This window comes from Pseudomonas sp. So3.2b (assembly GCF_019464415.1).
GTDB classification, from domain to species: Bacteria; Pseudomonadota; Gammaproteobacteria; order Pseudomonadales; family Pseudomonadaceae; genus Aquipseudomonas; species Aquipseudomonas shahriarae.
Window position 1 is genome coordinate 951,080 of sequence record NZ_CP080494.1, and the last position, 25,716, is coordinate 976,795.

At 61.8% G+C, this 25,716-nt stretch carries 24 protein-coding genes; 9 read left to right on the top strand and 15 right to left on the bottom strand.

Annotated features, from left to right (window positions below; genetic code table 11):
• The first annotated feature begins 6 nt into the window (after positions 1-6).
• A complete protein-coding gene (locus tag K1X80_RS04120; RefSeq protein WP_186625835.1) occupies positions 7-564 on the top strand; it encodes a DUF4136 domain-containing protein in 558 nt (185 codons plus the stop codon).
• 387 nt (positions 565-951) lie between these two features.
• Positions 952-2,889 (top strand): pilus assembly protein TadG-related protein, encoded by a 1,938-nt coding sequence (locus K1X80_RS04125; protein ID WP_057958223.1) that lies wholly within the window; start codon positions 952-954, stop codon positions 2,887-2,889.
• On the opposite strand, the gene K1X80_RS04130 is transcribed toward K1X80_RS04125, so the two are convergent.
• Positions 2,878-5,631, bottom strand: coding sequence for an ATP-binding protein (locus tag K1X80_RS04130; protein ID WP_220172675.1), 2,754 nt, complete (start codon positions 5,629-5,631; stop codon positions 2,878-2,880). The two genes, K1X80_RS04125 and K1X80_RS04130, sit on opposite strands and share 12 nt — an antisense overlap.
• On the bottom strand, positions 5,628-6,065 hold the full coding sequence (locus K1X80_RS04135) for a TadE/TadG family type IV pilus assembly protein (RefSeq protein ID WP_057437602.1): 438 nt from the start codon (positions 6,063-6,065) through the stop codon (positions 5,628-5,630). Before K1X80_RS04135 ends, K1X80_RS04130 begins: the two co-directional genes overlap by 4 nt.
• Positions 6,066-6,137: 72 nt before the next feature.
• On the opposite strand from K1X80_RS04135, the gene K1X80_RS04140 reads away from it, so the two are divergent.
• Both K1X80_RS04140 and K1X80_RS04145 read left to right on the top strand, forming a co-directional pair.
• Positions 6,138-6,611, top strand: coding sequence for a prepilin peptidase (locus K1X80_RS04140; RefSeq protein WP_057437604.1), 474 nt, complete (start codon positions 6,138-6,140; stop codon positions 6,609-6,611).
• Positions 6,612-6,737: 126 nt separating this feature from the next.
• Positions 6,738-7,514, top strand: coding sequence for a response regulator transcription factor (locus K1X80_RS04145; RefSeq protein WP_170044503.1), 777 nt, complete (start codon positions 6,738-6,740; stop codon positions 7,512-7,514).
• A gap of 125 nt (positions 7,515-7,639) precedes the next feature.
• Here the strand turns inward: K1X80_RS04145 and K1X80_RS04150 are convergent, their stop codons facing one another.
• The 8 genes from K1X80_RS04150 to cpaB are packed head-to-tail and all read right to left on the bottom strand — an operon-like array spanning position 7,640 to position 15,067.
• Positions 7,640-7,912, bottom strand: coding sequence for a DUF3613 domain-containing protein (locus K1X80_RS04150; protein WP_198817311.1), 273 nt, complete (start codon positions 7,910-7,912; stop codon positions 7,640-7,642).
• Between the two features lie 19 nt (positions 7,913-7,931).
• Positions 7,932-8,648 carry a tetratricopeptide repeat protein gene (locus K1X80_RS04155; RefSeq protein WP_057958227.1) on the bottom strand — a complete coding sequence of 239 codons (717 nt, stop codon included), beginning with the start codon at positions 8,646-8,648 and terminating at the stop codon, positions 7,932-7,934.
• A gap of 10 nt (positions 8,649-8,658) precedes the next feature.
• Positions 8,659-9,546: a type II secretion system F family protein gene (locus K1X80_RS04160; RefSeq protein ID WP_057958228.1), complete on the bottom strand. Its 888-nt coding sequence runs from the start codon at positions 9,544-9,546 to the stop codon at positions 8,659-8,661.
• A gap of 1 nt (position 9,547) precedes the next feature.
• Positions 9,548-10,429 carry a type II secretion system F family protein gene (locus K1X80_RS04165; protein ID WP_200659432.1) on the bottom strand — a complete coding sequence of 294 codons (882 nt, stop codon included), beginning with the start codon at positions 10,427-10,429 and terminating at the stop codon, positions 9,548-9,550.
• Between the two features lie 10 nt (positions 10,430-10,439).
• Entirely contained in the window at positions 10,440-11,711 is a 1,272-nt protein-coding gene (locus K1X80_RS04170) for a CpaF family protein (RefSeq protein WP_057958230.1), read from the bottom strand.
• Complete coding sequence (locus K1X80_RS04175; RefSeq protein ID WP_057958231.1) at positions 11,708-12,901, bottom strand: pilus assembly protein; 1,194 nt, start codon at positions 12,899-12,901, stop codon at positions 11,708-11,710. Before K1X80_RS04175 ends, K1X80_RS04170 begins: the two co-directional genes overlap by 4 nt.
• Positions 12,898-14,100: a type II and III secretion system protein family protein gene (locus tag K1X80_RS04180; RefSeq protein WP_057958232.1), complete on the bottom strand. Its 1,203-nt coding sequence runs from the start codon at positions 14,098-14,100 to the stop codon at positions 12,898-12,900. The genes K1X80_RS04175 and K1X80_RS04180 overlap by 4 nt, the downstream gene beginning before the upstream one ends.
• A gap of 19 nt (positions 14,101-14,119) precedes the next feature.
• A complete protein-coding gene (gene cpaB / locus K1X80_RS04185; RefSeq protein ID WP_057958233.1) occupies positions 14,120-15,067 on the bottom strand; it encodes a Flp pilus assembly protein CpaB in 948 nt (315 codons plus the stop codon).
• A 329-nt stretch (positions 15,068-15,396) separates the two neighbouring features.
• On the opposite strand from cpaB, the gene K1X80_RS04190 reads away from it, so the two are divergent.
• From K1X80_RS04190 to K1X80_RS04200, 3 genes are read left to right on the top strand one after another with little or no spacing between them, the layout of a single operon-like run.
• Positions 15,397-15,585: a Flp family type IVb pilin gene (locus K1X80_RS04190; RefSeq protein WP_057958234.1), complete on the top strand. Its 189-nt coding sequence runs from the start codon at positions 15,397-15,399 to the stop codon at positions 15,583-15,585.
• 55 nt (positions 15,586-15,640) lie between these two features.
• Positions 15,641-16,033: a response regulator gene (locus K1X80_RS04195; RefSeq protein ID WP_057958235.1), complete on the top strand. Its 393-nt coding sequence runs from the start codon at positions 15,641-15,643 to the stop codon at positions 16,031-16,033.
• Between the two features lie 44 nt (positions 16,034-16,077).
• Entirely contained in the window at positions 16,078-16,266 is a 189-nt protein-coding gene (locus K1X80_RS04200) for a Flp family type IVb pilin (RefSeq protein ID WP_128593916.1), read from the top strand.
• 447 nt (positions 16,267-16,713) lie between these two features.
• On the opposite strand, the gene K1X80_RS04205 is transcribed toward K1X80_RS04200, so the two are convergent.
• From K1X80_RS04205 to K1X80_RS04220, 4 genes are all read right to left on the bottom strand, one after another.
• Positions 16,714-18,396: a ShlB/FhaC/HecB family hemolysin secretion/activation protein gene (locus K1X80_RS04205; RefSeq protein ID WP_057958237.1), complete on the bottom strand. Its 1,683-nt coding sequence runs from the start codon at positions 18,394-18,396 to the stop codon at positions 16,714-16,716.
• A gap of 167 nt (positions 18,397-18,563) precedes the next feature.
• On the bottom strand, positions 18,564-20,201 hold the full coding sequence (locus K1X80_RS04210) for a collagen-like triple helix repeat-containing protein (protein WP_220172676.1): 1,638 nt from the start codon (positions 20,199-20,201) through the stop codon (positions 18,564-18,566).
• A gap of 312 nt (positions 20,202-20,513) precedes the next feature.
• Positions 20,514-21,362 (bottom strand): MaoC family dehydratase, encoded by an 849-nt coding sequence (locus K1X80_RS04215; RefSeq protein ID WP_220172677.1) that lies wholly within the window; start codon positions 21,360-21,362, stop codon positions 20,514-20,516.
• A gap of 2 nt (positions 21,363-21,364) precedes the next feature.
• Complete coding sequence (locus K1X80_RS04220) at positions 21,365-22,717, bottom strand: 3-oxoacyl-ACP reductase (RefSeq protein WP_057958239.1); 1,353 nt, start codon at positions 22,715-22,717, stop codon at positions 21,365-21,367.
• Positions 22,718-22,822: 105 nt separating this feature from the next.
• On the opposite strand from K1X80_RS04220, the gene K1X80_RS04225 reads away from it, so the two are divergent.
• Together K1X80_RS04225 and K1X80_RS04230 are read left to right on the top strand one after the other, a co-directional pair.
• A complete protein-coding gene (locus K1X80_RS04225) occupies positions 22,823-24,100 on the top strand; it encodes an acetyl-CoA C-acetyltransferase (RefSeq protein ID WP_115127314.1) in 1,278 nt (425 codons plus the stop codon).
• Between the two features lie 174 nt (positions 24,101-24,274).
• Positions 24,275-25,171 (top strand): PA4780 family RIO1-like protein kinase, encoded by an 897-nt coding sequence (locus K1X80_RS04230; protein WP_029297573.1) that lies wholly within the window; start codon positions 24,275-24,277, stop codon positions 25,169-25,171.
• A 75-nt stretch (positions 25,172-25,246) separates the two neighbouring features.
• Here K1X80_RS04230 and cueR read toward each other — a convergent pair whose 3' ends face one another.
• On the bottom strand, positions 25,247-25,648 hold the full coding sequence (gene cueR, locus K1X80_RS04235; RefSeq protein WP_057437636.1) for a Cu(I)-responsive transcriptional regulator: 402 nt from the start codon (positions 25,646-25,648) through the stop codon (positions 25,247-25,249).
• Positions 25,649-25,716 lie beyond the last annotated feature (68 nt).

Below are 25,716 nucleotides of genomic sequence, written 5' to 3' on the forward strand. Positions count from 1 at the left end.
ACTACCATGTTGCGTCGTATCGCGTTGCTCGCTTTTGCCGTGCTGCTGGGCGGTTGCCAGACTCATCAGGTCAATCACGATTTTGACGCCAGCCGCGACTTTGCCGCCTACCGCAGTTGGGCCTGGAAAGACCCGGCGTTGCAGTACCGCCCTGACGATCCGCGGATCAAGAGCGACCTGACCGAGCAGCGCATCCGCCAGGCGGTGGCCGATCAGCTCGATCAGCGCGGCTTGCGCTCGGCAGCCCCCGGGGCCAAGGCAGACCTGAACGTGCAGGCCTACCTGATCGTCGAAGACCGTCAGCAGCAAGTCACCACCAACTACGGCGGCGCCTGGGGCGGCCCGTGGAATGGCTACTGGGGCGCACCGATGTACAACGAAACCCGCAACGTCACCTACAAGGTCGCGACCCTCCAGATCGACTTGCTCGACGGCAAGGACGGCAAGCTGGTGTGGCGCGGCAGCGACGAACAGATGATGAGCAACTCGCCCAGCCCCCAGGACCGCAGTGCAGCGATCCGGGCGACAGTGACCAAGGTGTTGTCCAACTACCCGCCACGCTAAGTTGTACTCGGTCCGTGTAGGGCTGCTGCATCACTGCGATGCGGGCGCTGCGGTTTAACAGGTACACCGAGGCGATCCCTTCGCAGCCTCGCCGGGGCTCGACAGCTCCCACATTCGATCTGTGTTTCCAAGATAGATTTGCAGGTGCCGCGGCTCCCCTGTGGGAGCTGTCGAGCCCCGGCGAGGCTGCGATGGGATCGCGTCCGTACACCCGATCCACTGAGGTGCCCGCATCGCACGGCGGCCCGACAAGCCCGCGTCGAGCGCTGTTTATTTCCGTCAGTCGCCAAAGTGGCGACTTGCCAGCGCACCTGCCAAGCCTTGTCTACACTGCTGTTGACTACAGGAGAGTAAGCGCTCGGCAGTTCGCCGGCAAAGGAGTGCTCGATGTCTCCCCGACTTCGTTCTGGCCAGCGTGGCGCAATCGGTCTGGTGTTCGCCGGCACCCTGGCCTTGGCCCTGGTGTTTCTGTTGCTGGTGGTCGATAGCGGCCGCCTGTACCTGGAAAAACGCAAGCTGCAGGCCGTCGCCGACACCGCTGCCCTGGAAGCCGCCAATCGTGGCGGGCAGTGTTCAGGCAGCACCACCGCCGTCGATTACGCCAAGCAGAATGCCACCCGTAATGGCTTCACCGTTGTCGCCAACGACAGCAGCCGCGCATTGGCGGTGACGTGTGGGACGTTGCTGACCAATGCGGCCAATGTCCGTGTCTTTACTGCAGATGCCACCAAGAATGAAGCCATCCGCGTCGTTGCTACCCGCACTGTGACCACCGGTATCGCCAACGGGGTCTGGAGGTTGTTCAGCGGTACGTATAACGCTAATACGACATTGACCGCGACGGCAGTTGCGGCGCTGGCTCCTCCCGTAGCGCAGTTGACGATTCGAAGTTCGCTTGCCTCTGTAAGCACCGCAGATTCCGATCTTCTGAATTTGGTCGTGGGGGGCATGCTCGGTGGCAGCCTCTCGCTCACTGCTGCTGGATGGGAAGGCTTGGCCGCGACGGACATCAACTTGCTCAGTTATTTGGATCAGTTGGCCATTCAGGCACAGGTAACGGCTGGGGATTACACAACGCTGCTCGACACCTTGGTTTCACCAACTCAGTTGCTCAACGCGGCGGTTACTGTGCTTCAACAAAACGGAGCTGCGGCGTCGGTTGTGCTGGGGGCGACGAGTGCTATCCAACTGATAGCCAAAAATACCAAAGTTCTGAAGTTAGGTGACCTGTTGGACATTGCCAGTGGAACGCCCACCTCAGCACTGAATACCAATGTGCAGTTACTTCAGTTGATCCAGGGCGTGGCTCAGCTTTCAAATAAGCAAAGCGGTCTGAGTGTCGAGGGGCAAGTTACTATTCCGCTGGTTGGCTCTGTATCGATAACTACGAAAGTTATTGAGCCACCGCAACTCTCATCCATCGGGAACCCACTGAAGGCCAAGCAGGGGATAGCCACTAATACCGATCAAATTTTTGTGCGTACGGCACAAGTCAGAACGCTGGTATCTATAGACGCTTCGGTGCTTAAGGACGTGAGTTCTATTGTGTCGGGGGTGACGGGACTGACGACGCCTGCCCTCAAGGTGGTTAAAGGGGTATTGAATCTGGACTTGCCTGCGATATTAGGTGGCGTTCTATGTGTTCTCGCATGCGACCGAACTGATATCGCAATCGCGACTAGGTTGGATATTTATGTCGAGGCGGCCAGCGCAGAAAGTCATGTGACAGACTTCAATTGCGCGACACCTGCTGCCAAGTCTTTGACGGTGCTGGCGCACAGTTCAATTGCCAACCTAGCTGTCGGCGATATAGACCCTGCTAAAGCTTTCTCTTCTTCAGTGCCTGTAGACGTTCAACCCATACGGCTGATTGATATAGGCACACGATATTGTTCGTTGTTAGGTGGTTGCAGCGCTATACGCAAAAGTAATGTCGGTGGTGGCTTTCTTTTGAAGGCTCAATCCACCGTCGGTGAGCGAACCCAAAGCTTGCTCTATATGCCAGTCGCGGAAATGAATGCGAAGACTACCTATCAAAGCATCAGTAGTGTCGACATCATCAACAGTCTGGGTGCCACGTTGAATGGCCTTCAGGTAACCTACAAACCACCTAGCGGGAGTGCCTCAAGTGGCCTGCTTGCAGGCGTTGCAGATAGCTTAGCCTTGGTTGTGAGTCTTCTGGTTACTGCAATTCAAGGCCTGCTTTCGCCGCTACTCGATCCCCTCGTCAATGGCTTGCTCAGCGGCTTGGGCATCAACCTGGGCAACGCAGAAGTCGGCGCCAACCTCACATGTCATATGGGCCGCGCCTACCTAGTCATCTAACCCCCCACCCACCACCGGCAGCTCCACGCAAAACCGCGCCCCATGTTCACTGTTGGCGACGCTCAGGCGTCCGCCCATGTTTTCCACAATGCCGTAGCTCACCGATAACCCCAGCCCGGTGCCGACGCCAATCGGTTTGGTGGTGAAAAAGGGCTCGAAAATCCGCTCCAGCAGCCGTGCATCAATGCCGCCGCCATTGTCTTCGACCCAGATGCGCACATGGCGGCTGTCGTGTTCGCTATACAGGGCGATCCATGGGCGAAAATCGTGGTTTTTTTCGTGTCGCGCCATCAGCGCATCGCGGGCGTTGACCATCAGGTTGATCAGTACTTGCTCCAGTTGGTCGACATGGCCGTTGACCTGCACCTTGAAGTCCATGGGCGTGATGCGCAGATCCACACCTTTACCGCGCAGGCCTTCGCCCAGCAGTGATTGCGTACCTTCCACCGCCTGGGCCGGGTCGAAGGGCTGTTGCTCGACCTCCGAGCGGCGGCCGAACACGCGCATGTGGTCCACCACCCTGGCCGCACGCTGGACCTGTGCATCGATGCGCTGGAGTTTTTCCGTCAGGTAGTCGAGTTGCACGTCGCCGTTGCCCAGGCGCTTGAGCACGTTGGCGATGGCCATACGCATGACGTTCAGCGGCTGGTTGATCTCATGGGCCAGGCCGGTGGCCATCTCGCCGAGGGTGGCCATTTTCGCGCTTTGGGTCAGTTGTTGCTGGGAGCGGCGCACTTCGGTGTTGTCGCGGCCCACGGCCTGGATTTCCTGCAACTGGCCGTGCTCGTCGAACACACCACGGTCAGACCAGACCCACCACGCATGTTCGCGTCCCGGCAGTTGCAGGCTGATTTCGGCGGTGCTGACCGGGAATTCCGGGCTCAGTTGGCCGATGCGTTTTACAAAGGCGTTGCGCTGTTCGTCCGATAACCAGTGGCCCAGGTTGATCCCCGGCAATTGGGCGGGCGTGCATTCCAGGTAGTTGGCCAGGGGCGTGTTGCCGAAGGTCAGGGTCAGGTCCGGGCGGTAGCGACAGATCATCGCCGGCGAGTCTTCGACGAGGAGGCGGTAGCGCTCTTCGCTGTCCTTGATCTGTTGCGCCGCCAGGGTGGCTTCGGTGACGTCCAGCCACAGGCCGACGGCTTCCACCGGCAAGCCCAGGTCGTCGCGCAGCAGCTTGGCTTCGTCCAGCAGCCAGTGGTAGTTGCCCTGGCGATCGCGTACGCGGTAGCGGCTGCGCACGTTGCCTTCGCGTAGCAATTGCCGGGTGCGTTCGAAGTACAGGTCGCGGTCTTCGGGGTGCACCCATTCCACGGAGGTGTCGTGGGTGCATTCGGCCAGGGTCCAGCCCAGCAGCGGCAGCAGACTGTCGCTGAAAAATGCCGGGTGCAGCGCGCCGTTGACATAGCGCTGCACGTAGATCACCGCCGGTGAGCTGGCGATCAGGTTGTCCAGGCGGGCATGGGCGGCGGCGGCCTGCAGTTGCTGGTTCTTGATGTCGCTGATGTCGAGCATGAAGCCGATCCAGCGCCGCTGCTCGCCGGCGCCCAGCACCTGGCCCTGGACGCGGTACCAGATGGGGTTCTGTTTGGCGTCGCTGCGCAGCAGGCGCACGCTGGCGAGCAAAGGTTTGCCCAGGCTTTGCAGGTCTTGCAGGCGGCTGTTGAGTTCCTGGCGGTCGGCGGGGTGGATCAGTTCCAGCCAGTTGGCCAGCACCTGTTTGGTCGGTGCATCTTCCGGGCTCAGGCTGCGCATCAGTTGGGGGGCCAGCAGGATCTCTTCACCGTTGGCCAGCAGTTCCCACCAGCCGGTGCCGAGCAGGCCTTGCAGGGCTTCCACCCGCTCCAGTTGTTGGTGATGGCGCTGCTCGCGCAGGCGGCTGAGCAAGGGCGCGGCGAGGGCGGCGGTGAGGTTCAGCCAGTCACGCTCGCTGACGTCGGCGTGGCCGCTGTAGAACCCGCACAGCAACCACGCGGCGACCCCCTGACTATCGCGGTACGGCACCAGCAGGCCCTCGGCATTGCCAAACACGCTGTGCAGGCGCGGGTGCTCGCTGCGGCCCTGAAGGGTTTTCAGGCTTAGCGGGGTGTTGCCGTTGAGGCTGTCCAGGCAGGTGCCCAGGCGCTGCCCAGGCGCCCACAGTTGCGGCGCGTCATGGGCGCTGTAGCTGCTGTAGACCAGCCAGTCCTGATCCTGCTGGTCGAGCAGCACTATCGCCGCGCAAGGGATACGCCAGCGCTGGGTCAGGCTGCGCAGGTGCTCGCTGAACACTTGCGGCAGGCGCGACAGGCTGCACACGCGCAGTTGTTCGCTCATCTGGCTGGCGAGCAGATGGTTCTGCTCGCGCTGCTGGGCCAATTGCCGGCCCCTCAGCAGGTCGCTGATATCCAGCAGGCGCAGGATCCAGCCGTCGCCATCCGGTTCGATCCAGCCACGGGTATGCAGGATGGTCTCGGCGGCGCCCTGGAAATCCAGGTCCAGGCTGTGCCGCTGCCAGTCGGCGGGGGTGCCTTCGATGCTCAGGGCGCCAGGCAGGCACAGCAGGTCGCGCAACAGCGGGTGGGCCTGGGCACTGAGGTGACGGGCTAACTGTGGGTGCAACGCGCGGCTGATATCCAGCACATGACCATGCTGATCCAGGCGCAGGTGCAAGCCTTGCGCGGTTGGGCTGGCGGGCGTCTCCAGGGCCTGGGCGCTGTTGCGGCCGAGCAGCCTGCCGAAAATTTTGTCACCGGAGTTCAAAATTGCAGGCTCGACTGGGCGTGCAACGTGGTCGGCAGCCGAGGCACCGTGCCAATGCCCGGCAGCACAATAAACGGCAGGACGTTCTTCAGGTTGGCCGAGGGGTAGTTGATCTCGACGGTCAGCACGCCTGCGGTGTAGGTCGGATTGATATGGGCCGTCTGGAACTGGAAGGTCGCTGGAATCCACTGCAATTGGCTTTGCACGGTCTGGGTCGCCCGCAGGATGAGCGCTGCATTGTAGTTGGGGGTGCTGGGGTCCAGTGCCACGCTGCGGCGCACGGCCTCGGCGGTGGCCTGGTTGAACGACTGCAGCAGCAACAGTGGCAGGCTGTAGCTGACCATGGCATAGAACACGGCAAAAAAAATCACGAACACCGCGGCAAATTCTATAGCGACGGCGCCTTTTTGCTTTCTAGGGAGGCTGGTTTTCATCACTGCGACTACCCTGACTGCTACTACCTGCTATCAGCATAGAATCAATCGGAAAAAAGGGACGGTTTTTACGTGATCCAAGGCCTCGTGGTGTTTGTCTGGTTGGTGGTGTGTGCGCAGCAGGATATTCGCCAGCGGCAGATTGCCAATCGCCTGACCCTGGGCGCGCTGCTGCTGGCACTGTTTTATCTGCTGTGGAGCGGCAGCACGTGGCTGGGCACTTCCAGGGCGCAAGGGCTGTGGGCGTTCTGCCTGGCCCTGCTGTTGACCTTGCCCGGCTACGCCCTCGGGCGCCTGGGCGCGGGCGATGTGAAGATGCTGGCGGCGTTGGCGCTGGCGTCGAATTCGACCTACCTGTTGTGGTCGCTGATCGGCGCTGGCGTAGCCAATGTCGCCTGGCTGGTCTATGGGCCGCGGCTGCTGCCCCTTGCCAGTCAAGGTGTTAGAGCGCGCCTGGGTTACCTGGTGGTGGACCCGTCAAAAAAGCTGCCTTTCGCGCCGTTTCTTTTAGTGGGTTTTAGCCTGGCCTGGGCGTGGCTCCATTAGTCGTGGGCGCTCTGTATCGCTATGTACATAGTCGGAAAGTACGTCTACGTTTATTTATACAAGCAAGTAGGAAGGTTCTTCGCAACCGATAGGTCAATCTTTGGCTTGCCAGGCATGGAGTAGCGCGTGGACAAAGTTACATCTGCAGTAAAAGTGCTCGTGGTCGACGATCAGCCGCTGATTGTGGAGGAGCTTTGCGAATTTCTTGAAAGCAGCGGTTATCGCTGTGTCCCTTGTGAGTCCAGCCAGCAGGCCGTGCAACGCTTCAGTGACGATCCGCAGATCGGCCTGGTGCTGTGTGATCTGCATATGCCGGACATGGACGGTATCGAGCTGGTGCAGGCCCTGCAGAAAATCGCCGGCAAGCAGCGTGCCTTCGAAGCCATTATGTTGACCGGTCGGGCCGACAAGCAGGATGTGATCAAGGCCTTGCGCGTGGGCATCTCCGATTACTACCAGAAGCCCATCAACCTCAATGAGTTGCTGGAGGGGTTGCAGCGCCAGGAAGCCGCGCTGGAAGAACGCCACAAGAATCTGCATTTGGGGAAGCTGAACCAGAAGCTGCAGTATCTTTCCGAGTCCATCGACGATTTGTACCAGGACCTGGACAAGGTCCGTCGCGGCCCGGCGCCGCAATCCGAGGGTGAGGCGGTAAGCGAGGAGGTCCTGGAAGTGCCGGCGATCTTCAATCAGCTGTCACCCCGGCAACTGGATGTTGCCCGGCTGGTGGGCAAGGGCCAGACCAACTACCAGATTGCCTGCGAGCTGGGTATTACCGAGAACACGGTCAAGCTGTACGTGTCCCAGGTGTTGCGCTTGACCCATATGCACAACCGCACCCAACTGGCGTTGGCACTGTCGCCGAGCAACTCGGCATTGCGCCAGCGGGTGACGGCGCACTGACGCTTTGCGTACAGCCATGTAGGAGCGGGTTTGCCCGCGATAGCGTCGGATCAGCCAGGGCATTTATCGGCTGACACCCGCCATCGCGGGCAAGCCCGCTCCCACATTTCTCCAGTGGCTGTGGTTTATTTGCTGCCACCCGAGCTCCCGCCTTCGCTGCCTTCGCCGAAATTTTCGGGGATCGCGTATCTTTTGCTTTCCAGCAAACGCTGCATCGCCAGTTCGCGTTCGGCGGGCGTTGCTCTCTGCACCGTGGGCGAGGCGGCTTGCCCGTTGACTTGCAGCCCCAGCCAGTTTTCCGTTTCCTCCTGGGCCTTGGACGAGGGCCCCGGTTCGATGGCCATTGCCGTCAGGGGCAGGGCCAGCAGCGTCAGGCTGGCGAGGTAATGGAATTTCATCATCGGCTCCTTCAAGCGCTTACTTGATTAGTACAGGCGGTGCATCGCTGGCCGCCGCGACCTGGTCCTTGGCCGCAGGTGTGCCGGCAGCCTTGAGTTTCTCGGCGCGGGCCTGGGCCTCGCTGACCTGCTCGGGGCTCAAGCCCACCTGGCTGGCCAGTTGCGCGGCCTGCCCCCAGTGGTCCTGGTAGATCAACAGCGTCACCAGGTTGACCGCCGCCAATTGGTCGCTTTGCTTGAGCTCCATGGCCGTCATGAACTCAAAACGCGCCTCTTCCAGGCGCCGTTGATTGAGGTAGACCACGCCCAGGTCATTGCGGATTTTCTCGTTGGTGGGCGCCAGTTGCGCCGCCCGCTGCATATGGGCCAGGGCTTGGGCGTTGTCGCCCTGGGTCGCCGCCAATTGCCCCAGGCCGTGTTCCCCTTCGGCGGCCATGCAGGTGCCCAGCAGGCTGCGGTACAGCGGTTGCGCTTCGCTGCGCCCGAGCAGGCGATAAACCTTGGCCTTGCGCTGGCGCACTTGCGGCAACGACTCCGGCAGGCTTTGCAGGTTGGCCAGGCTGGCGTGCATCTTCCCTTCGTTGGCCATGTCGTCAGCCAGGTTCAGCGACAGCTCCTGTTCGGCGCTGGGCGTGGTGCAACTGCCCGGGGTCATCAACGCCGACCACGGCGTCTGGCCGTTACTGGCACAACCGCCGAGCATCAGCAGGCTCAGGCCTGCAATCAGTGCTTTCATCGAGTGCTCCTCAAAAGCTGCTCAGGGCCCGGGAGATCGCAATAAACGCCGGCCCCCCCAGCACAATCAATAAAGCGGGAAACAGGAAGACCATCATCACCACCGACATCTTGGCCGACATCTTCGAGATGAATTCCTGCAAACGGGTCAAGCGGCGATCATCGAGCAGTTGCTTGAGGGCCAGCAGCGACTTCATGGCACCGCCACCCTGCTGGATCAGTTGCTGCAGAATGATGCAGGTGTCGGTGAACTCATCCACGGCCAAGAGCCTGGCGGTCTTGCCCAGTTCCTCGCCCAGTTCCAGGCCCGAGTCGACCCGTGCCAGGATCAAGCGCAATTCCTGGGTCAGGGCGGGCAGCAGGCGCTGCGCTTCAACGCTCAACACGCGCAGCGACTGCTCAACCGCCATGCCCGACTCGAACAGAATGCGCAGCAGCGGGATAAAGGTCGACACCTCGCGGGAGATTTGCTGCTGCCGGGCCTTGGCGGCACTGGCGAGGATGCGCTTGGGGATCAGATAGCCCACGCCCAGGCCGAGCAGGGGGGCGATCCACGGGGAGTCGGCATTGGGAAAGATCAGGCTTTGTGCCACCAGCATCACCCCGGCCAGCACCAGCGGCACGCCAATCTGGCAGGCAGCGAAGATCGAGCGCTGATTGGCTGTGCGCCAGCCCACGCGGTTGAGCAGGAGCTGGGTTTCGTTATCCATGCTCACCGAGCGTTGGGCCAACTGGCTGCTGCCAAACTGGCTGAGCAGGGTGCCGAGACGGTCACCGCGCACCAGTTGGCCTTGCAGGCGTTGGTTGACCAGGCGCTCGCGGCGGCGCTGGTTCAGCAACTGGCCGGCGATCAGCACGAGCGCAGCCAGAAATAATAAGGCACTGATCAGCAGGACCATCTCAAATACTCCGCAACATGCGCCACATCGTCAGGCAGCCCAGCACCTGCATGCTCAGCGCGGCCAGCAGCATGTAGCGGCCGCTGTCGTCATTCCACATGGTCATCAGGTAGCCGGGGTTGATCAGCATGAAATAGCCCACCATCGCTATCGGCATGCCGGCCAGCACGAACGCGGTGACGCGTGTTTCGCCGGTCATGGCGCGCAATTGCCGGGCGCCTTGTTCCCGCTCGCGAATGACCTTGATCAGGTTCTCCAGCAAGTCGCTGGCGTTGCCGCCATAGCGATGGTTGACCTTGAGTCCCAGGGCGAGCATGCGGAACTCGTCCTGTTCGTAGAATTCGGCGAAATCACTGGCGGCCTCGGGCAGGCTGACCCCCAGTTGCACGTTGCGCTGAATGCGCCCCATGGCGGGCTTCAAGGGATCCTCGGTACTGTCGATGGCCCCCAGCAAGGCATCGGCCAGGGTGCGCCCGGACTTCAGGCTGCGCACGGTATGGTCGAGCACCTGCGGCAGTTGTTCGATCATCCGCTTCACCCGCCGCCGATAGCGCCAGGCGATGTACAGCCGCAGTATCAGCGGCGGCAACAGCAGCATGGCGAGCAGGCCGACCCAGCTCCATACCAGAAACCCGAGGACTGCGCCCAACACCCAACAGGTCAGCCACAGGCCCAGGCTGTCGGTGGGTTTGCCCAGGCCCGCACGCTGGAACATGCGCTCCAGGCCGACCCAGCGCCCGCGTTCTTCGGCCAGCAGTGGCTGGCCTGCGGCGAGCCGTTCCAGCACGCGGTCGGTTTCCGCCTGGCGCAGGCCACTGAGGAACAGGTGCAGCGACACGCCAATCAAAATCACGCAACTGAACATCAGGATGGCGCCGGTCATGGTGACGCTCCTATAGCGGCAGGGCGGATTCGCGGCGCAGCTTGTCACCCGCCGGGTTGAGGGCCTCGCGCAGGAAGCCAAAGCCGGTGCGCCGGTCATGGCGGAACAGGGTGTTGGTGACATACACGTCATCGCGCACACCCACCACTTCCACCACTTCGCTGACGCAACGCCGGCCATCGGGCAGGCGGGTCAGTTGGATCACCACATCCAGGGCCGCGCAGATCATCTGGCGCAGGGTTTTTTCGGCAACCACGCGACCGGTCAGGCCCACCAGGGTTTCCAGGCGCAACAGGGCGTCCTGGGCATTGTTGGCGTGCACGGTGCTCATGGAGCCGTCGTGGCCGGTGTTCATTGCGGTCATCACATCCAGCACCTCCACGCCACGGATCTCGCCGAGGATGATGCGGTCCGGGCGCATCCGCAGGGCGTTGCGGATCAGGTCGCTGGCCTTCACCTCGCCGTGCCCTTCGGCATTCGGCGGGCGGGTTTCCAGACGCACCACGTGGGGGTGGCCCAGTTGCAGTTCGGCGACGTCTTCGATGGTCACCAGGCGTTCGTGGGGGTTGATCAACTGGCTGAGAATATTGAGCAAGGTGGTCTTGCCGGTGCCGGTACCGCCGCTGATCAGGATATTGCAGCGCTTGCCCACCGCTTCCTGGAAGAACTCGAAGATCGACTGGTCGATGGTCTGCATCGCCACCAGGTCGCTGCTCTTGAGCATGTCTTTGCGAAACTTTCGAATCGACAGGCACGGCCCGTCCAGGGCAATCGGCGGGATGATCGCGTTGACCCGGCTGCCGTCGGGCAGCCGGGCATCGACCATCGGCGATGACTCATCCAGGCGCCGGCCCAGGGGGGCGAGGATGCGTTGCATGACCCGCTCCACATGGTGGGCGTCGATAAAACGCAAGTCGCTCTGGTGCAGCAGGCCGTCCCGCTCGATAAACACCCGGTGCGGGCCGTTGACCAGAATCTCGGTCACCGACGGGTCACGCAACAGCACTTCCAGCGGGCCGAAACCGGTCAGCTCATCGACGATTTCTTCGGCCAGGCGCTCCATCTCATAACGGGAAATCGCCAGGTGCATGCGGGTGATGTATTCGGACACCTTGTCGATGACAAATTGCGCCAGGGATTGGCGCGAACCTTCCAGCAGGTTTTTCCCCGACTCTTCGATGGCGTCGATGATGTAGCGATGCAGCACCAGTTTCAGGCCGTCGTGATCCACCGCGCTGTTAAGCCCGCGAGCGGGGGTGCCGAAGAGATTTTCGCTGCTCATTTGGTTGTCCCCAGCAGCCGTTCAAACCAACGGGTGGAGGGTTTCTCCATGCCCTCGGTGCGTTTGGCCAGGCGTTCGCCAAGCGCTTTCAGGTTCTGCGTCAGGGGCTCCCGGGGGGCCAGGCTGAACAGGGTCTGCCCCTGGTTCTTGGCGTTCAGGCGCACCTCGGGGCTCAATGGCAGCACGGCAATGACGTCCAGGCCGAAGCTCTTTTCCAGGGTTTCGGTGTCGGGGGCGGCGCCCTTGAGATAGCGGTCGATCAGCAGCCGTGCATGCTCCAGTTTCATGCCTTTTTCCCGCCACTGATTCAGCACCGCCAGGTTGCGCCGGCAGTCGAGGACGTTCTGGTCGGTACACCACAAAAGCTTGTCGCAGTGGCTGACGAAGGTGCGCAGGGCTTCGCTGTCGCGCTGGCCAGTGAGGTTCACCACGATGTGCTGGAAGTGTTGGCGCAAGGCACTGAGCAGCATGTACAGCTCGGCGGCGCTGGTCATTTCCAGCGGTTCGTCGTTTTCGGTGTAGGCGAGGATGCGCAGGCCGCCTTCGGTGGCGGTGACGGCGCTGTTGATCAAGGTGGTGTCCAGGCGGCGCAAATGGCGCAGGGCATCGCCAAAGTTGAACGAACTTTCCAGGCCCAGCAGTGCCAGGCTGTCGCCACGGGGCAGGCCCAGGTCCAGCAGCAGGGTCTCTTGCCCGCTCTTCTGCACCACCATCGCCAGGTGGCTGGCCAGCAGCGCGCCGTCGGCATTGCCCTGGGTGCCATACAGTACCGTCAGGCCACCCAGGTGCGCATTGTGGGCGACTGGCGGCAAGCGTTTATTCAAGCGCCGCACCAGGCCGGCGACCTCACTGGAACGTGAGCCGTAGGCGACAAAATCCCGCGCCCCGGCGCGCATCGCGTTGAGCACCAGTTGATTGTCCATGCCGTCGCCGAGGGCGACGATGGCCAGCATCGGCTTGGCTTCCAGGGCACCCTCGATCAAGGCGCTCTGGGCGACCACATGCTCGCGGTCCAGGCCGACGAATACCAGGTTGGCGAAGGTTACGTCCACCAGGGCCAGCAGCTCGTCGAGGCTGCCGCCACCGGCACTGACCACTTGGCCCAGGGGCGCCAGGGCCCCTTGCAGCCATTCCAGGTCGGTGGTGTTGCGGGTAATTGCGAGGAACGTCTGGCTCAGGCTATCGCTCATTGGGAAAGTCCTGTGCGTCGGTCGAAGTTGCCATTTTCCAGGAAGTACAGGCGATACCAGTTGGGGTCGTAGTTGCGCAGCTTTTCACCGGGCAGGGACGGCAGGCGGGCGTTGGCGGCCAGGGGTTGGACCAGGTGCGGGGTGACGATCATCAGCAGTTCTTTTTCCTCGCGGCTGACGTTGCTGTCACGGAAAAACGCGCCAAGGATCGGGATATCGCCCAGGCCAGGAAACTTGCTGACGGTGGAGCGGTTGTTATTGCTGATCAGGCCGCTGATCACAAAACTTTCGCCATCGGCCAGGGAGACCGTGGTGTCGGTGCGGCGCACGGTCAGGGCCGGCACCTGGATGCCTTCTAACTCCAAGGCGTTGGCGTAATCCAGCTCGCTGACTTCCGGTGCGACCTTGAGGGAAATCCGCGTGCGGTCGATCACGGTGGGGGTCAGGGTCAGGCGGATACCGAACTCTTTGTACTCGATAGAGATCGTGTCGCTGCCGGCACTTGGCACCGGGATCGGCACTTCACCGCCGGCAAGAAAGGTCGCGCTGTGCCCGCTCATGGCAACCAGGCTCGGGCGTGCCAGGGTATAGGCAAAACCGCTGCGCTCCAGGGCGTTGATCATCGCCGAAAAGCGCCCGCCGCCGATGCCGATGTTAAAGCTCTCGTTGTCCAGCGGCAGGCCCCCCCCGGCTGTGCGCGGGCTGCCGAACAGGAAGTTGCGGGTGCCGCCAAAGATCGACGTACTGGCCTCCTTGAGCTTGGTGCGGCTGACTTCGACAAAGCGGATATCGGTCTGCACCTGGCTCGGCAGGAACGGGTCGTCGGAGGGCGACAGGGCCAGGCTGGTCAGGGTCGAGGTGGCCTTGCCCTTGACGAACACCATGCTCTGGCGCGGCGCGTTGGAGCAACGGGTCCAGACCATCAGGCTGGTGGCGCCAGAGGCCACGCCGGTGAGCAGGAACGCACGATCGCCGTTGAGGTGTACGTCGGCGATTTTCGGGTCGCCGATGGCCAGGCGGGTAATAGGCATGGGCGATTGCAGGGTTTGTTGCAGGCCTTCACCGACCTCGACCACGGCCGGCAAGGCGCCCAGGTTGCTGCAGCTGTCAGCGGCGGCGAACGCCAGGCCCACAGGCAGGCTGGACAGCATCAGGGCCCAGGCCATTTGTGTGAGCGCAGGTGCGAGATGTTGGCGCATGCAAGGCATCCTTGTTCAATCAGGGATTGTGTTGGGTCGCTTGGTTACCGCGTATGACCTCAATGCCGGAGCGCCGGAATTCGCTGGCACCCCCGGCCTGGGCGAGTCTTTTCGGCGCGCCGAGCATGGCCAGTTGAGTGAACTGGTACAGCTCGCGATTGGCGCTTTGCAGTTTGGCGAAGGCCTCGTTGTCCCCGGCCCAGTACTGGCTCAGCAATTGTTCATCGGCACTGCGCACCGCCAGGCGCAAGGCGCCGACGCTGGTGGCCAGCATCAAGCGGCTCATCAACTGTTGCGGCACCGCCAGCACCACCGTCCGCGGTGGACTTGCCTGACGTTGTGCCTGGCGGGCTTTTTCTTCATCGGTGGTGGGCGGCGCAACGGCGGGCTTGCCATCGTTGGTGGGGCCCAGGTTATCGCCCACACTGAGCAGGCGCAGGGCCGGCACGATGATCTGCGAGGTGGGCTCCGGATTAGTGCCTTCCGGGCGCAGGAACAGCAGCACATCCACATAATCCCCAGGGCTCAACTGGCCTGCGGCACCGATGACTTCATCGACGGCCACCGCCAGGGCGCGTTCGTCAGGGCGGATCATGCGGGCCAGTGGGCCACCGGCATTGAAGCTGGAATCGTCCAGCCAAGTGCCAGCGCTCAGGGCTCTCAAGGGCGTGCGGCCGATGGCCTGGTCGAGGCTGGTCAAGCTGCCGGCCGGTGCGGTGCGCAGCTTTTCCAGGGTCAGGTCGGTGGCGGTGAGCGCCACATAGGGCGGCACATCATGGGCCAGCACCACCACCGATTGGCGGGTCTGGTCTTCAACGGCGGCGACGGTTTTTTCTATGGAAACGCCAGAGGGCGATGGCTCTGCAGTTGGCTCAGGCGGACGGCTAAGTACCAGCCCCCAATAGCCTGCAAACAGCGCACCGATTAATAACAACCCGGCCAGGATCATGCTGACACGACTGTTCATGAAGGCTCTCCCTATCCTGTTGCACTATGGGCCCGTTTTTCCTAACGAGTTGATTTCGCAACCAGGCAGCTATGAACATCTAACGATTTCGCTATTTGACGGTAGCCGAGCTAAGACAAAATGCCATTAGCCACCACGATTTATTTTGGAACCCTCGCGCATTGCCTTAAACGCACAGGGTTATGGCGCCAGAATGGCGGCTAATACTTTGTGATTAATCCGTTCTTACAGTTGTTGAGGTGGGTTTTGTTGACAATGCTCTAGTGGCACGCGGCAATCACCGTGCAGCACTGCGATATCAGCGCAAGCAAGCGCAAAGGAGAAGTCATATGTTCCTTACCTTCATGATGAAACTCTACGTTCAACTCCAACTGTTCTTTCATCGCAAAGAGGGGGCGACGGCGATTGAGTACGTGATTCTTGTCGCGGTTATTGCGCTGGTCGTGCTGGCGGCCGGGCAACTGCTTGGGCCTCAGATCGCGGACATGTTCGAAAGAATCGGGGATGCCTTGACCTGATTGGCAATAGAGCCTTGAGCAAGCCCATCAGTGATTGTCTTGGAAGGTATTGCTCATGAACGCTGTTGTTGCGAACCGCCAGCAGATCCTGTTGGTGGATGACGAAGAAGATGCCCTCGTTGAACTGGCGGAATCGCTGGGAGACGAGGGCTTCGTTTGTTTCTGCGCCAACTCCGTCACGGACGCATTGCAGGAACTGACACTGCATCCTGATATTGCGCTGGTCATTACCGACCTGCGCATGCCTGAAGAAAGCGGCATTTCCCTGATCAAGCGCTTGCGTGAGCACACCTCACGCCAGCACTTGCCCGTGATTGTTATGTCCGGTCATGCCGAAATGGATGATGTCAGTGACATGTTGCGGTTGCAGGTCCTGGACCTGTTTCGCAAACCGATCTATCTGGTTCGGTTGATCGACACTCTGAACAATCTGTTTCCCCGGGCGTAGGGAACAGTTGGCCTGTCCGTAGCGCCCAGCTGAGGAGATGCCCTATGTTGCTTGCCCTGCTGCTGAGGATGTATGCGTGGTCGATGCTGTTCTGGCGCCGGCGGGACGGTGCGACGGCTATCGAGTATGTGATTTTGATTGTGGTGATTGCGTTGGTGGTGTTGGCGGCTGGGAGGTTGCTGGGGCCGCAGATTGAGGCGTTTTTTGGCAAGGTGGGGGATGCGTTGACCTGAGTGCGATGGCCATAGGTATCTACACTGGGTTTGTGTACATATCCGTTGCTGCGGTCACGGCCACTTAGGGTTCCGCCCTTACGGCGGCTCACTTTGGAGAAGCGCCAAAGTAAGCAAAACGCTCTTGCCCCACCACTCGGTGCCTCGCCTAGGCTCGGCATTCCCGCAGTCAGGCATTGCTCCGTGGGCCCGCCGCGATCGGCCATCCCTGGCCGTGTCGCGGCTACCCCGGCATCCATGCCGGGGTGCCCACTGCGCAATACCTGCCTGCGGCCATCGTGGTTTAACGGGGCGCCTGAGATCAAGATCAAAAGCCAGATCAAAAGCAGAGCCACAGCAACAGCCAGATCAAAAGCAGAGCTACGGCAACCGCAGAGTCAGAGCGCGAAGCTGTGTTCCCTGTGGGAGCTGGCTTGTCGGGTCGCCGCATCGCCGGCAAGCCGGTTCCTATAGCTGATAGCTAAAACTCAATGTATAGCGCGGCCGCCGGTTAAAGCTATCCATTGCCATATCGGACATCGGCTTGGCCGCCTCCAGCGCGATGTTGTAGTACTTGGCATCGCCAAAGCGCACGCCAACGGCGGCGGATGACATGTCGCTGTCCTTGACCGGCAGGTTGTTGAACCAGGCCTTGGCGCGGTCGAGCACGACGTAGGGCTGCACGATTCTTACCCAGTCGCCGGCGCGGTTGTAGCTGTAGTTCACCTCGTAGGCCACCCCCCAACCCTTGTCGCCCGAGCCCTGGTCATCCGGGTAGCCTCGGCCGAAATTTTGCCCACCGAACACCGCACGTTCGCTGTCGGGCAAGGTGTCGTCGCTCCAGTACAGCGCTGCCGAGAGCACGCCTTGCCAGTTGTCGAAGAACTTGTCGCTCTGCACCCCGGACAGGCGCAGGCGGAAGAAGTCCAGGTCCGACTTTATCCCCTCAAGGTCACTGCGCGTGTGGGCTCCCAGTCCGTCGATGCCCTGGTACAGGCCGGCGCTTAGGATGCGCAGTTGGCGATTGTCGGCCTTGCGCCAATCCCCTTCAAAGGCCAGCGCACGCAAGTCGGTTTCTACGTCAAAGCGTTGCGGGTAACCCACCAGTTGATAGCGAGTCCTGTCGTTCACCCCGTAGAAGCGGGTGCCGAGGGTCAGGGACTCGCTGGGCGAGGCGATCAATGGGTGGCTCAGGCCGATGGAGAAGCGGTCGTTCTCGCGGTGTGGCTTGAGCGAGAAGCCGCCGTTCAGGCGGATATGGGTGCTCGGATCGCTGCGATAGCGCGCGCCATACAAGCTCAGTTGTGTGCCTTCGGCGTTGATGAATTGGCTGTAGTCGAGCCGGTAGTAATGCTCTTTGTCTTCACCCGGCGGGAACAGGCCGCTGAGGCTCACTTGTTCGCCCATTGCCGTGTGGGAATTGCTGGTGCCGGCGATCAAGGCTTGTAGGCCGCCACGGCTGTCGTCGGTCATGTTCATGCTGCTGGTAAAGGGTTTGCGGCTGGCCTGGATGTTCATGTGCGCGGCACCATCGGTGGTGCCCGGTGGCGGTACTTGCGCTTGCAGCGTGACGCCCGGAATGCGCCCCATCAAGGTGGTATAGCGCTCAAAGGTCTTGCGGGTCAGCGGGCGTTCGGCCTGGAGTTTTTGCGCCAGTTTGTCGACGTAGGCCGAGACCGAACCAATGTCGCCTTGTACCTGGTAGTCCTTGATATAGCCCTCGACCAGCACCACGCGCACCAGGCCCTGTTCGAAACGCTGGTCGGGCAGGAAGGCGTAGGACAACAAGTAGCCATCCTGCTGGTAGCGGCGAGTGATGCTGCGGGTCGCTTCGATCAGTTGCGCGAGGTTGGTTTCACGGCCAATCAACGGCTCGAACACCTGTGCAACGTCCTTGAGCGGGTACACCGTGCCGCCTTCGATCTGCAGCTTGCGGATGGTGACTTTGGTGTCCATCAGCAGCGGTTGCGCTTGTGCGGCCGGGGTCTCGGGTAGCTGGGTCTGCGGCGTCACCGGGCGGTAGGCGTCGGCCGGCAGGTTGGGGACCGGGAGATTGCGAATGGTGTCGTTGCTGTTGAGGAAGCTGGGTAGGGTCTCGGCGTGGACGTAGGCGCTGAGGGTGAGCAATAACAACGGGGTCAAGGCGCGCATAGGACACTCCATGGTCAAAACTGCAGCGGCATTTCGCAGGTTCCCACCGGGCTCTTGGACGCGGTTGGGAGTCCAATAAAAAAGACGAGAGACCCATTGGAATCTCTCGTCTCAACCAAGCGTAGGCGCTGTAGGGGAGGCCGTCTAATGGGCCAGGTGCAATTTTTCTATTGACCGGTCAGGCCCTTGAGCAGGCCGCCTACGCCGGTGTTTGCAGTGGCCGATCCAGACGCCGTGGCGTTGGCGTTGATGTTCAGGCCGCCGAGCAGGCCACCGCCACTGCCGCTGGTGCCGCCGGTGACCAGACCACCCACTGAGGAGACCGCTCCACCGACTGCGTTGACGGTCTGGCCCACGGTGTTGGTGATCGGGTTGGCATTGGCTGCGGTGATGTTGCCACCGAGGCCGCTGACTGCGCCGCCTACTTGAGTCACCAGGCCATTAACCGGTGCACCGATGCCGGTAGAGGTGCCGATGTTTTGGGTCAGGCTGCTGACCCCCGAAGTCACAGGGTTCAGCGCCGCGCCCACATTGTTCGCAAGACCTGCGACCGGTGCGGTTGCCGCCGTGTTGGCGACGCCGTTGCCACCGATCACTGTGCCGAGCGAAGCCACCGTGTTGCCCAATGCGCCACCTGCCACACCGCCCGCACTGACGGTACCGTTGGTGTTGCCCGCATTCAGGCCGTTACCGACGTTGGCCACCAGGCCGCCCACCAGTTCAGGCAGACCGGAGGCTGGGGCGCTGCCACTGCCGGTTCCGGCAGACGGTGCGACATAACCACCTGCAGTGCCTGCTACCGCACCGACACCGCCGAGTACCGTGCCCAGGGCACCGGTCACCGGGTTGCCTGTGCCACCTGCGCCTGCCACCTGGGTGCCGAGGCCGGTGGCGGTAGAGCCGACTTTATCCAGCAGGCCGTTGACCGGGTTGCCCAGGCCAGTGGCTTTGCCCAGATTGCCCGTGGTGTTTTCCACCAGCGAGACCACAGGCACCAGCACTTTGCCGCCCAGGGTGTTGGTGACCGATCCCAGGGGACCGGTGGTGCTGGCAGTGCTCAAGGTATCGCCGAGCATGGTGACCGCCTGGCCGACTTTATCCACCAGGCCACCGGCGGCCCCACCGACGCCGCCAGTAAGGCCGCCGACTACTGGGATACCGCCCAAGGTGGTCGACAGGGTTTTACCGGTGTTCGAAACCCCGGTGCCCAGGTCGGCGACGCCGTTGGCCACGCCGGCCACGGTAACGCCCAGGGAGTTGCTGTTAGTGCCCAGGGAACCCAGGCCATCGCCGACGCCAGTGCCGATGCTGCCGACCGCGGTGCCCACGCTGGTCACCAGGCCACCTGCCGTAGTGCCGACTACTGGAACGCCGCCAACGGTTGTGCCGATGCCACCAATGGCTGTGCCGACATTGCCGAGCGTGTCGCCCAGGTTGGCTGCAATCTGCCCAGTGACCAAGGGGCTGGTGGTCGAGCCTGTGCCGCCGCCAGTGCCACCGCCGGTACCGCCGCCAGTGCCGCCGCCAGTGCCACCGCCGGTACCGCCACCAGTGCCGCCGCCGGTACCGCCACCAGTGCCACCGCCGGTACCGCCACCAGTGCCGCCACCAGTGCCGCCGCCGGTACCGCCACCAGTGCCGCCACCGTCACCACCACCTGTACCACCGTCGGTACCGGCATCCGGGGAGGAGGATGCGACGCTGCTCTTATGGCCGCCACCACCACTGCTGCAGCCTCCCAGGCTCATCGCCAGAATAAGGGCCAATGCAGTACTTGCCTTCCACAACACGACTTGAGTTTTCATGATGAGTTCCTTAGCACCTGGTACAGCCTTTGTTGGTTTCGCTAGTTCGCCCGTTCTTCAGCGAGCAATACATGCGTCCGTTGTGGCTATAACAGTCCTCGGTACTCTTTATCGCAACGCTCAACTTGGTATTAACGATTTATATACAGGCAGACTTACTCGTCCTGATGATTAATGCCAAAGGTATATAAGGCGGTTTTTTATTTGTGGTTATGTGTTCTAGATCAATAAGTTAAATAAGTTAGCGGGCTACCAATGGCCCGCTATAACTTAGGGTGTATATATACAATTAATCAGCAAATTACCCCGCTTTCAGGCAATCGGCTGCCACTTCCCGAGCATATGTTCGATGTCGCCATTGCCCTTGAGTTGCAACTCGCCGCTGGAGCCAGAGGCACTGCTTAACAAGATGACCTGTCCAGGCAGCCGCACAGGTTTCTTGAACTCAACGTAGATCTCGATATTCGCCGCCGGCAGATGTTCATGCAGGGCCGCGACGGTGCGCGCCTTGTTCCACAGCCCATGGGCGATCGCCTGGGGGAAGCCGAACAGCTTGGCAGTGAGGGCGCTCAAGTGGATCGGGTTGTAGTCGCCGGATACTCGGGCGTACCGCCGACCGATGTCGGACGGCGCCTGCCAGCGGGTCAGTTCGCTGACGGTATTAGTTGTTGGCAGGGATTGCTCCGGCGTCTCCCCCTCGAGTTTCACCCCACGACAGAGCATTCGACTTTCGCCTTCCCACAGCAAGCCCAGGGAATCCTCGACGGTGGTGATCAAGTCAAAGGTCGCACCCTTGGCATGGGGTCGCAGGTTGCGCGTATGCACACTGACACGCACCTCGCTGACCCCGCCCATGGGGCGGAATACGCGGATACGGTTGCTCAGATGCACCAGCCCCAACAGAGGGAAAGGAAATTCCCGGGCTGTCAGCAACTGCAACTGCAGGCCGAACGCCAGGATGTGCGGATAGGTCGCCGGCAGCATTGGGCTGTCGGCAAACCCGCAGACCTTGCGATAGGCCGCCACTGCCTCGGGATTGACCTGCACCCGGCAGTGCAGCCCAAAGTCGGGCAGGGTGGTGCCGGTAATTTTGCGCTTGAGTGCGGCGCGCCAGTACAACGGTGGCAGCGCCGGGCTGCTGGGTAATGTGTGCCACAGCATCGTTATGCTCCCAGCAGGCTTTGCCCGCACACCCGCAACGCCTGACCACTGACCGCCCCCGAGCCTGGCTGGCCTAGCCAGGCCACTGCTTCGGCAACGTCCTGCGGCAGGCCGCCCTGGCCCAGGGAGCTCATGCGCCGCCCGGCTTCACGCAAGGCGAAGGGAATATGCGCAGTCATCTGGGTCTCGATAAAGCCCGGTGCCACCGCGTTGATGCTGATGCCGCGTTGCGCCAGCAACGGCGCCCAGGCTTGGGCCAGGCCGATCAGCCCGGCCTTGCTCGCGGCGTAGTTGGTTTGCCCGCGATTGCCAGCGATGCCGCTGATGGACGCGAGCAATACCACGCGGCCATTGTCGTGCAGGGTGCCGCTGTCGAGCAGGGCCTTGGTCAACACTTGCGGGGCGTTGAGATTGACCGCCAGCACCGCGTCCCAGTATTCCGGGGTCATATTGGCCAGGGTCTTGTCGCGGGTGATGCCAGCGTTGTGCACCACAATGTCGATGCCGTCCGGCAATTGCTCGATCAATTGCGTGGCCGCGTCATCGGCGCAGATATCCAGGGCAATGCCACGCCCGCCCAACCGTGCGGCGAGGGCGTCGAGATCGGCCTTGGCTTGCGGCACATCCAGCAACACAATTTCGGCACCGTCGCGCGCCAGGGTTTCGGCAATCGACGCGCCGATGCCACGGGCAGCTCCGGTCACCAGGGCCTTGCACCCGGCCAGCGGGCGCGTCCAGTCGGGCACCTGGGTTGGGCAGGCGCTCAGGCGCAGCACTTGGCCGCTGATATAGGCACTTTTCGGCGAGAGGAAAAACCGCAGCGCACCTTCCAACTGATCCTCGGCGCCTTCTGCGACATACAGCAGCTGCAAAGTGCCACCGTTGCGCAGCTCCTTGGCCAGGGACCGGCTGAAGCCTTCGAGGGCGCGCTGGGCGCTGGCGGCAAACGGCTCGTCGAGGCTTTCCGGGGCGCGGCCGAGAATCACCAGGTGTGCGCTGTGGTCGAGATTTTTCAGCAGCGGCTGAAAGAATTCGCGCAGTTGCTTGAGTTGGTCGGTGTGCTGCAAGTGGCTGGCGTCGAACAGCACCGCCTTGAGCTTGGGGCCATGCCCGGGAATCCACGGCGTGGCCTGCAACGGTTCGGGGCCGTAGCTGTAGATGGCCTCGGTGAGTTTATTGGCAAACCCCTGAACCTGGGCCGCGAGCGGGCCGCCGCCCAATAGCAGGGCGCCGTCCACCGGACGCAGGCGCCCGGCTTGCCAGCGCTCCAGGCGTACCGGGGACGGCAGGCCAATGGCCGAGACCAGGCGGTGGCCGAGGCTTGAGTTGGCGAAGTCGATATAACGGTCAGACATGGAACGCTCTCCGGCTGCTGGGGTTCAAAGGGTGGACCATCAATCGGTGACAGTCGTTCCTAGTCTAGGCTCAGGATTGCACCTACCACCTTCAGGGAGCTTTACATGACTCAGTTGCGCCGCGTCGCGATCATTGGCGGTAATCGTATCCCCTTCGCTCGTTCCAATGGCCCCTACGCCACAGCGAGTAACCAGGCCATGTTGACCGCCGCCCTGGAAGGTTTGATCGAGCGCTACAACCTGCACGGTCTGCGCATGGGCGAGGTAGCCGCAGGTGCAGTGCTCAAGCACTCGCGGGATTTCAACCTGACCCGCGAATGCGTGCTGGGCTCGCGCCTGTCGCCACAAACCCCGGCCTATGACATTCAACAGGCCTGTGGCACCGGGCTGGAAGCGGCGCTGCTGGTGGCCAACAAGATTGCCCTGGGGCAGATCGAATGCGGGATTGCCGGCGGCGTCGACACCACCTCCGACGCGCCCATTGGCGTCAATGAGGGGTTGCGCAAAATCCTGCTGCAAGCCAATCGCAGCAAATCCATGGCGGATAAATTAAAAGTCCTGTTACAACTTCGTCCGCAACACCTCAAGCCGGAACTGCCGCGCAATGGCGAGCCGCGTACCGGCCTGTCCATGGGCCAGCACTGCGAGTTGATGGCGCAGACCTGGCAGATTCCCCGCGCCGAACAGGACCAACTGGCCCTGGAAAGCCACCAGAAGATGGCCGCGTCCTACGCCGAGGGCTGGCACAACGATTTGCTCACACCGTTTCTCGGCCTGACCCGCGACAATAACCTGCGCCCGGACCTGACCCTGGAAAAACTCGCCAGCCTCAAACCGGCTTTTGAACGCAGCGAAAAGGGTACCCTCACCGCCGGCAACTCCACCCCCCTGACCGATGGCGCGTCCCTGGTGTTGTTGGGCAGCGAAGCCTGGGCCAAGGAGCGTGGCCTGCCGATCCTCGCCTACCTGCGCGATGGCGAGGCGGCGGCGGTGGATTTCGTCAACGGCGCCGAAGGGCTGTTGATGGCGCCGGTGTATGCCGTGCCACGCCTGCTGGCGAGAAATGGCCTGACACTGCAGGATTTTGATTACTACGAAATTCACGAGGCCTTCGCTGCGCAGGTGTTGTGCACGCTCAAGGCCTGGGAAGATGCCGATTACTGCAAGACCCGCCTGGGCCTGGACGCGCCGTTGGGCGCCATCGACCGCAGCCGCCTTAACGTCAAGGGCAGCTCCCTGGCGGCCGGGCACCCGTTTGCCGCCACCGGTGGGCGTATCGTCGCCAACCTGGCCAAGCTGCTGGATGCGGCGGGCAAGGGGCGCGGGCTGATCTCGATCTGCGCGGCGGGCGGGCAGGGTGTGACAGCGATCATTGAGCGCTGATCTCGGCTATCATCCGAACGCCTTGGGCAATAACGGCTTTGTCGGATTAATCTGGCATATTGGATGCATTCTTTAGCAGATCAAAGCTCGTTACCCTCTCCCCGCTGTGCGAGGATTGCCGTATAACGAGTGCCATACGCGTGTTTGGTAATAAAGGACCCACAATAAAAGCTGATGAAGACTCCTAAACGCATTGAACCCCTGATCGAGGACGGTCTGGTCGACGAAGTGCTGCGCCCACTTATGAGTGGTAAAGAAGCAGCTGTTTATGTGGTGCGCTGCGGCAACGAGTTACGTTGCGCCAAGGTCTACAAGGAGGCGAATAAACGAAGTTTTCGTCAGGCGGCCGAATACCAGGAAGGCCGCAAGGTCCGTAACAGCCGACAGGCCCGGGCCATGGCCAAGGGCTCCAAGTTCGGCAAGAAAGAAACCGAAGACGCGTGGCAGAACGCCGAAGTAGCGGCGCTGTTTCGCCTGGCCGGTGCGGGCGTTCGTGTGCCCCAGCCCTACGACTTCCTCGAAGGCGTGTTGCTGATGGAGCTGGTGGCCGATGAATACGGTGACGCGGCGCCACGTCTGAACGACGTGGTCCTGGAACCGGATCAGGCCCGTGAGTATCACGCCTTCCTGATCTCGCAGATCGTGCTGATGCTGTGTACCGGCCTGGTGCACGGTGACCTTTCGGAGTTCAACGTGCTGTTGACGCCGACCGGCCCCGTCATCATCGACCTGCCGCAAGCGGTGGATGCTGCGGGTAACAACCACGCATTCACCATGCTGGAGCGGGACGTGGGCAACATGGCGTCGTATTTCGGGCGCTTTGCCCCGGAATTGAAGACCACCAAGTACGCCAAGGAAATGTGGGCGCTGTACGAAGCCGGCACCTTGCACCCGGCCAGCGTGCTGACCGGCGAGTTCGACGAGCCGGAAGAGTTGGCGGATGTGGGCGGCGTGATGCGCGAGATCGAAGCGGCACGGCTCGACGAAGAGCGGCGCCAGGCGATCCGTGCGGCGGATGATGCGCCACCGGGCAAACCGGCGGAAGAACCGCCACCGCCTTGGATGCAGTGATCTTCAGGTCACTGGCAATGTAAATGTGGGAGCTGGCTCCCACATTGGGTTTTGTGGGCGGTCAGTGATACCCCGTCACTTGCAACAACCGCCCGCTGCCAACTCCTTGAGAATCGGGCAGTCCGGCCGGTGATCGCCCTGGCAGTGCTCCATCAGGTCCTGCAATGTATCGCGCAGCTGCCCCAACTCGCGGATCTTGTGGTTCAACTCTTCGATATGCTGGCGAGCCAACGCCTTGACGTCGGCACTGGCCCGTTGCCGGTCCTGCCACAGTTCCAGCAACTTGCCGACCTCCTCCAGGGAAAACCCCAGATCCCTCGAACGCTTGATGAATGCCAGGGTGTGCAGGTCGTCGTGGCCATATAGGCGATAGCCGCTGTCGCTGCGATTGGCCGGTTTAAGCAGGTTGATGGATTCGTAATAGCGAATCATCTTGGCGCTCAAGCCGCTTTGCCGGGCTGCCAGACCGATGTTCATGGGCGGTGATCCTCCAGATCCTTGGGTTTCCAGGTTTCAACAGCAGCGCATTGCTCACCATGTCCGCG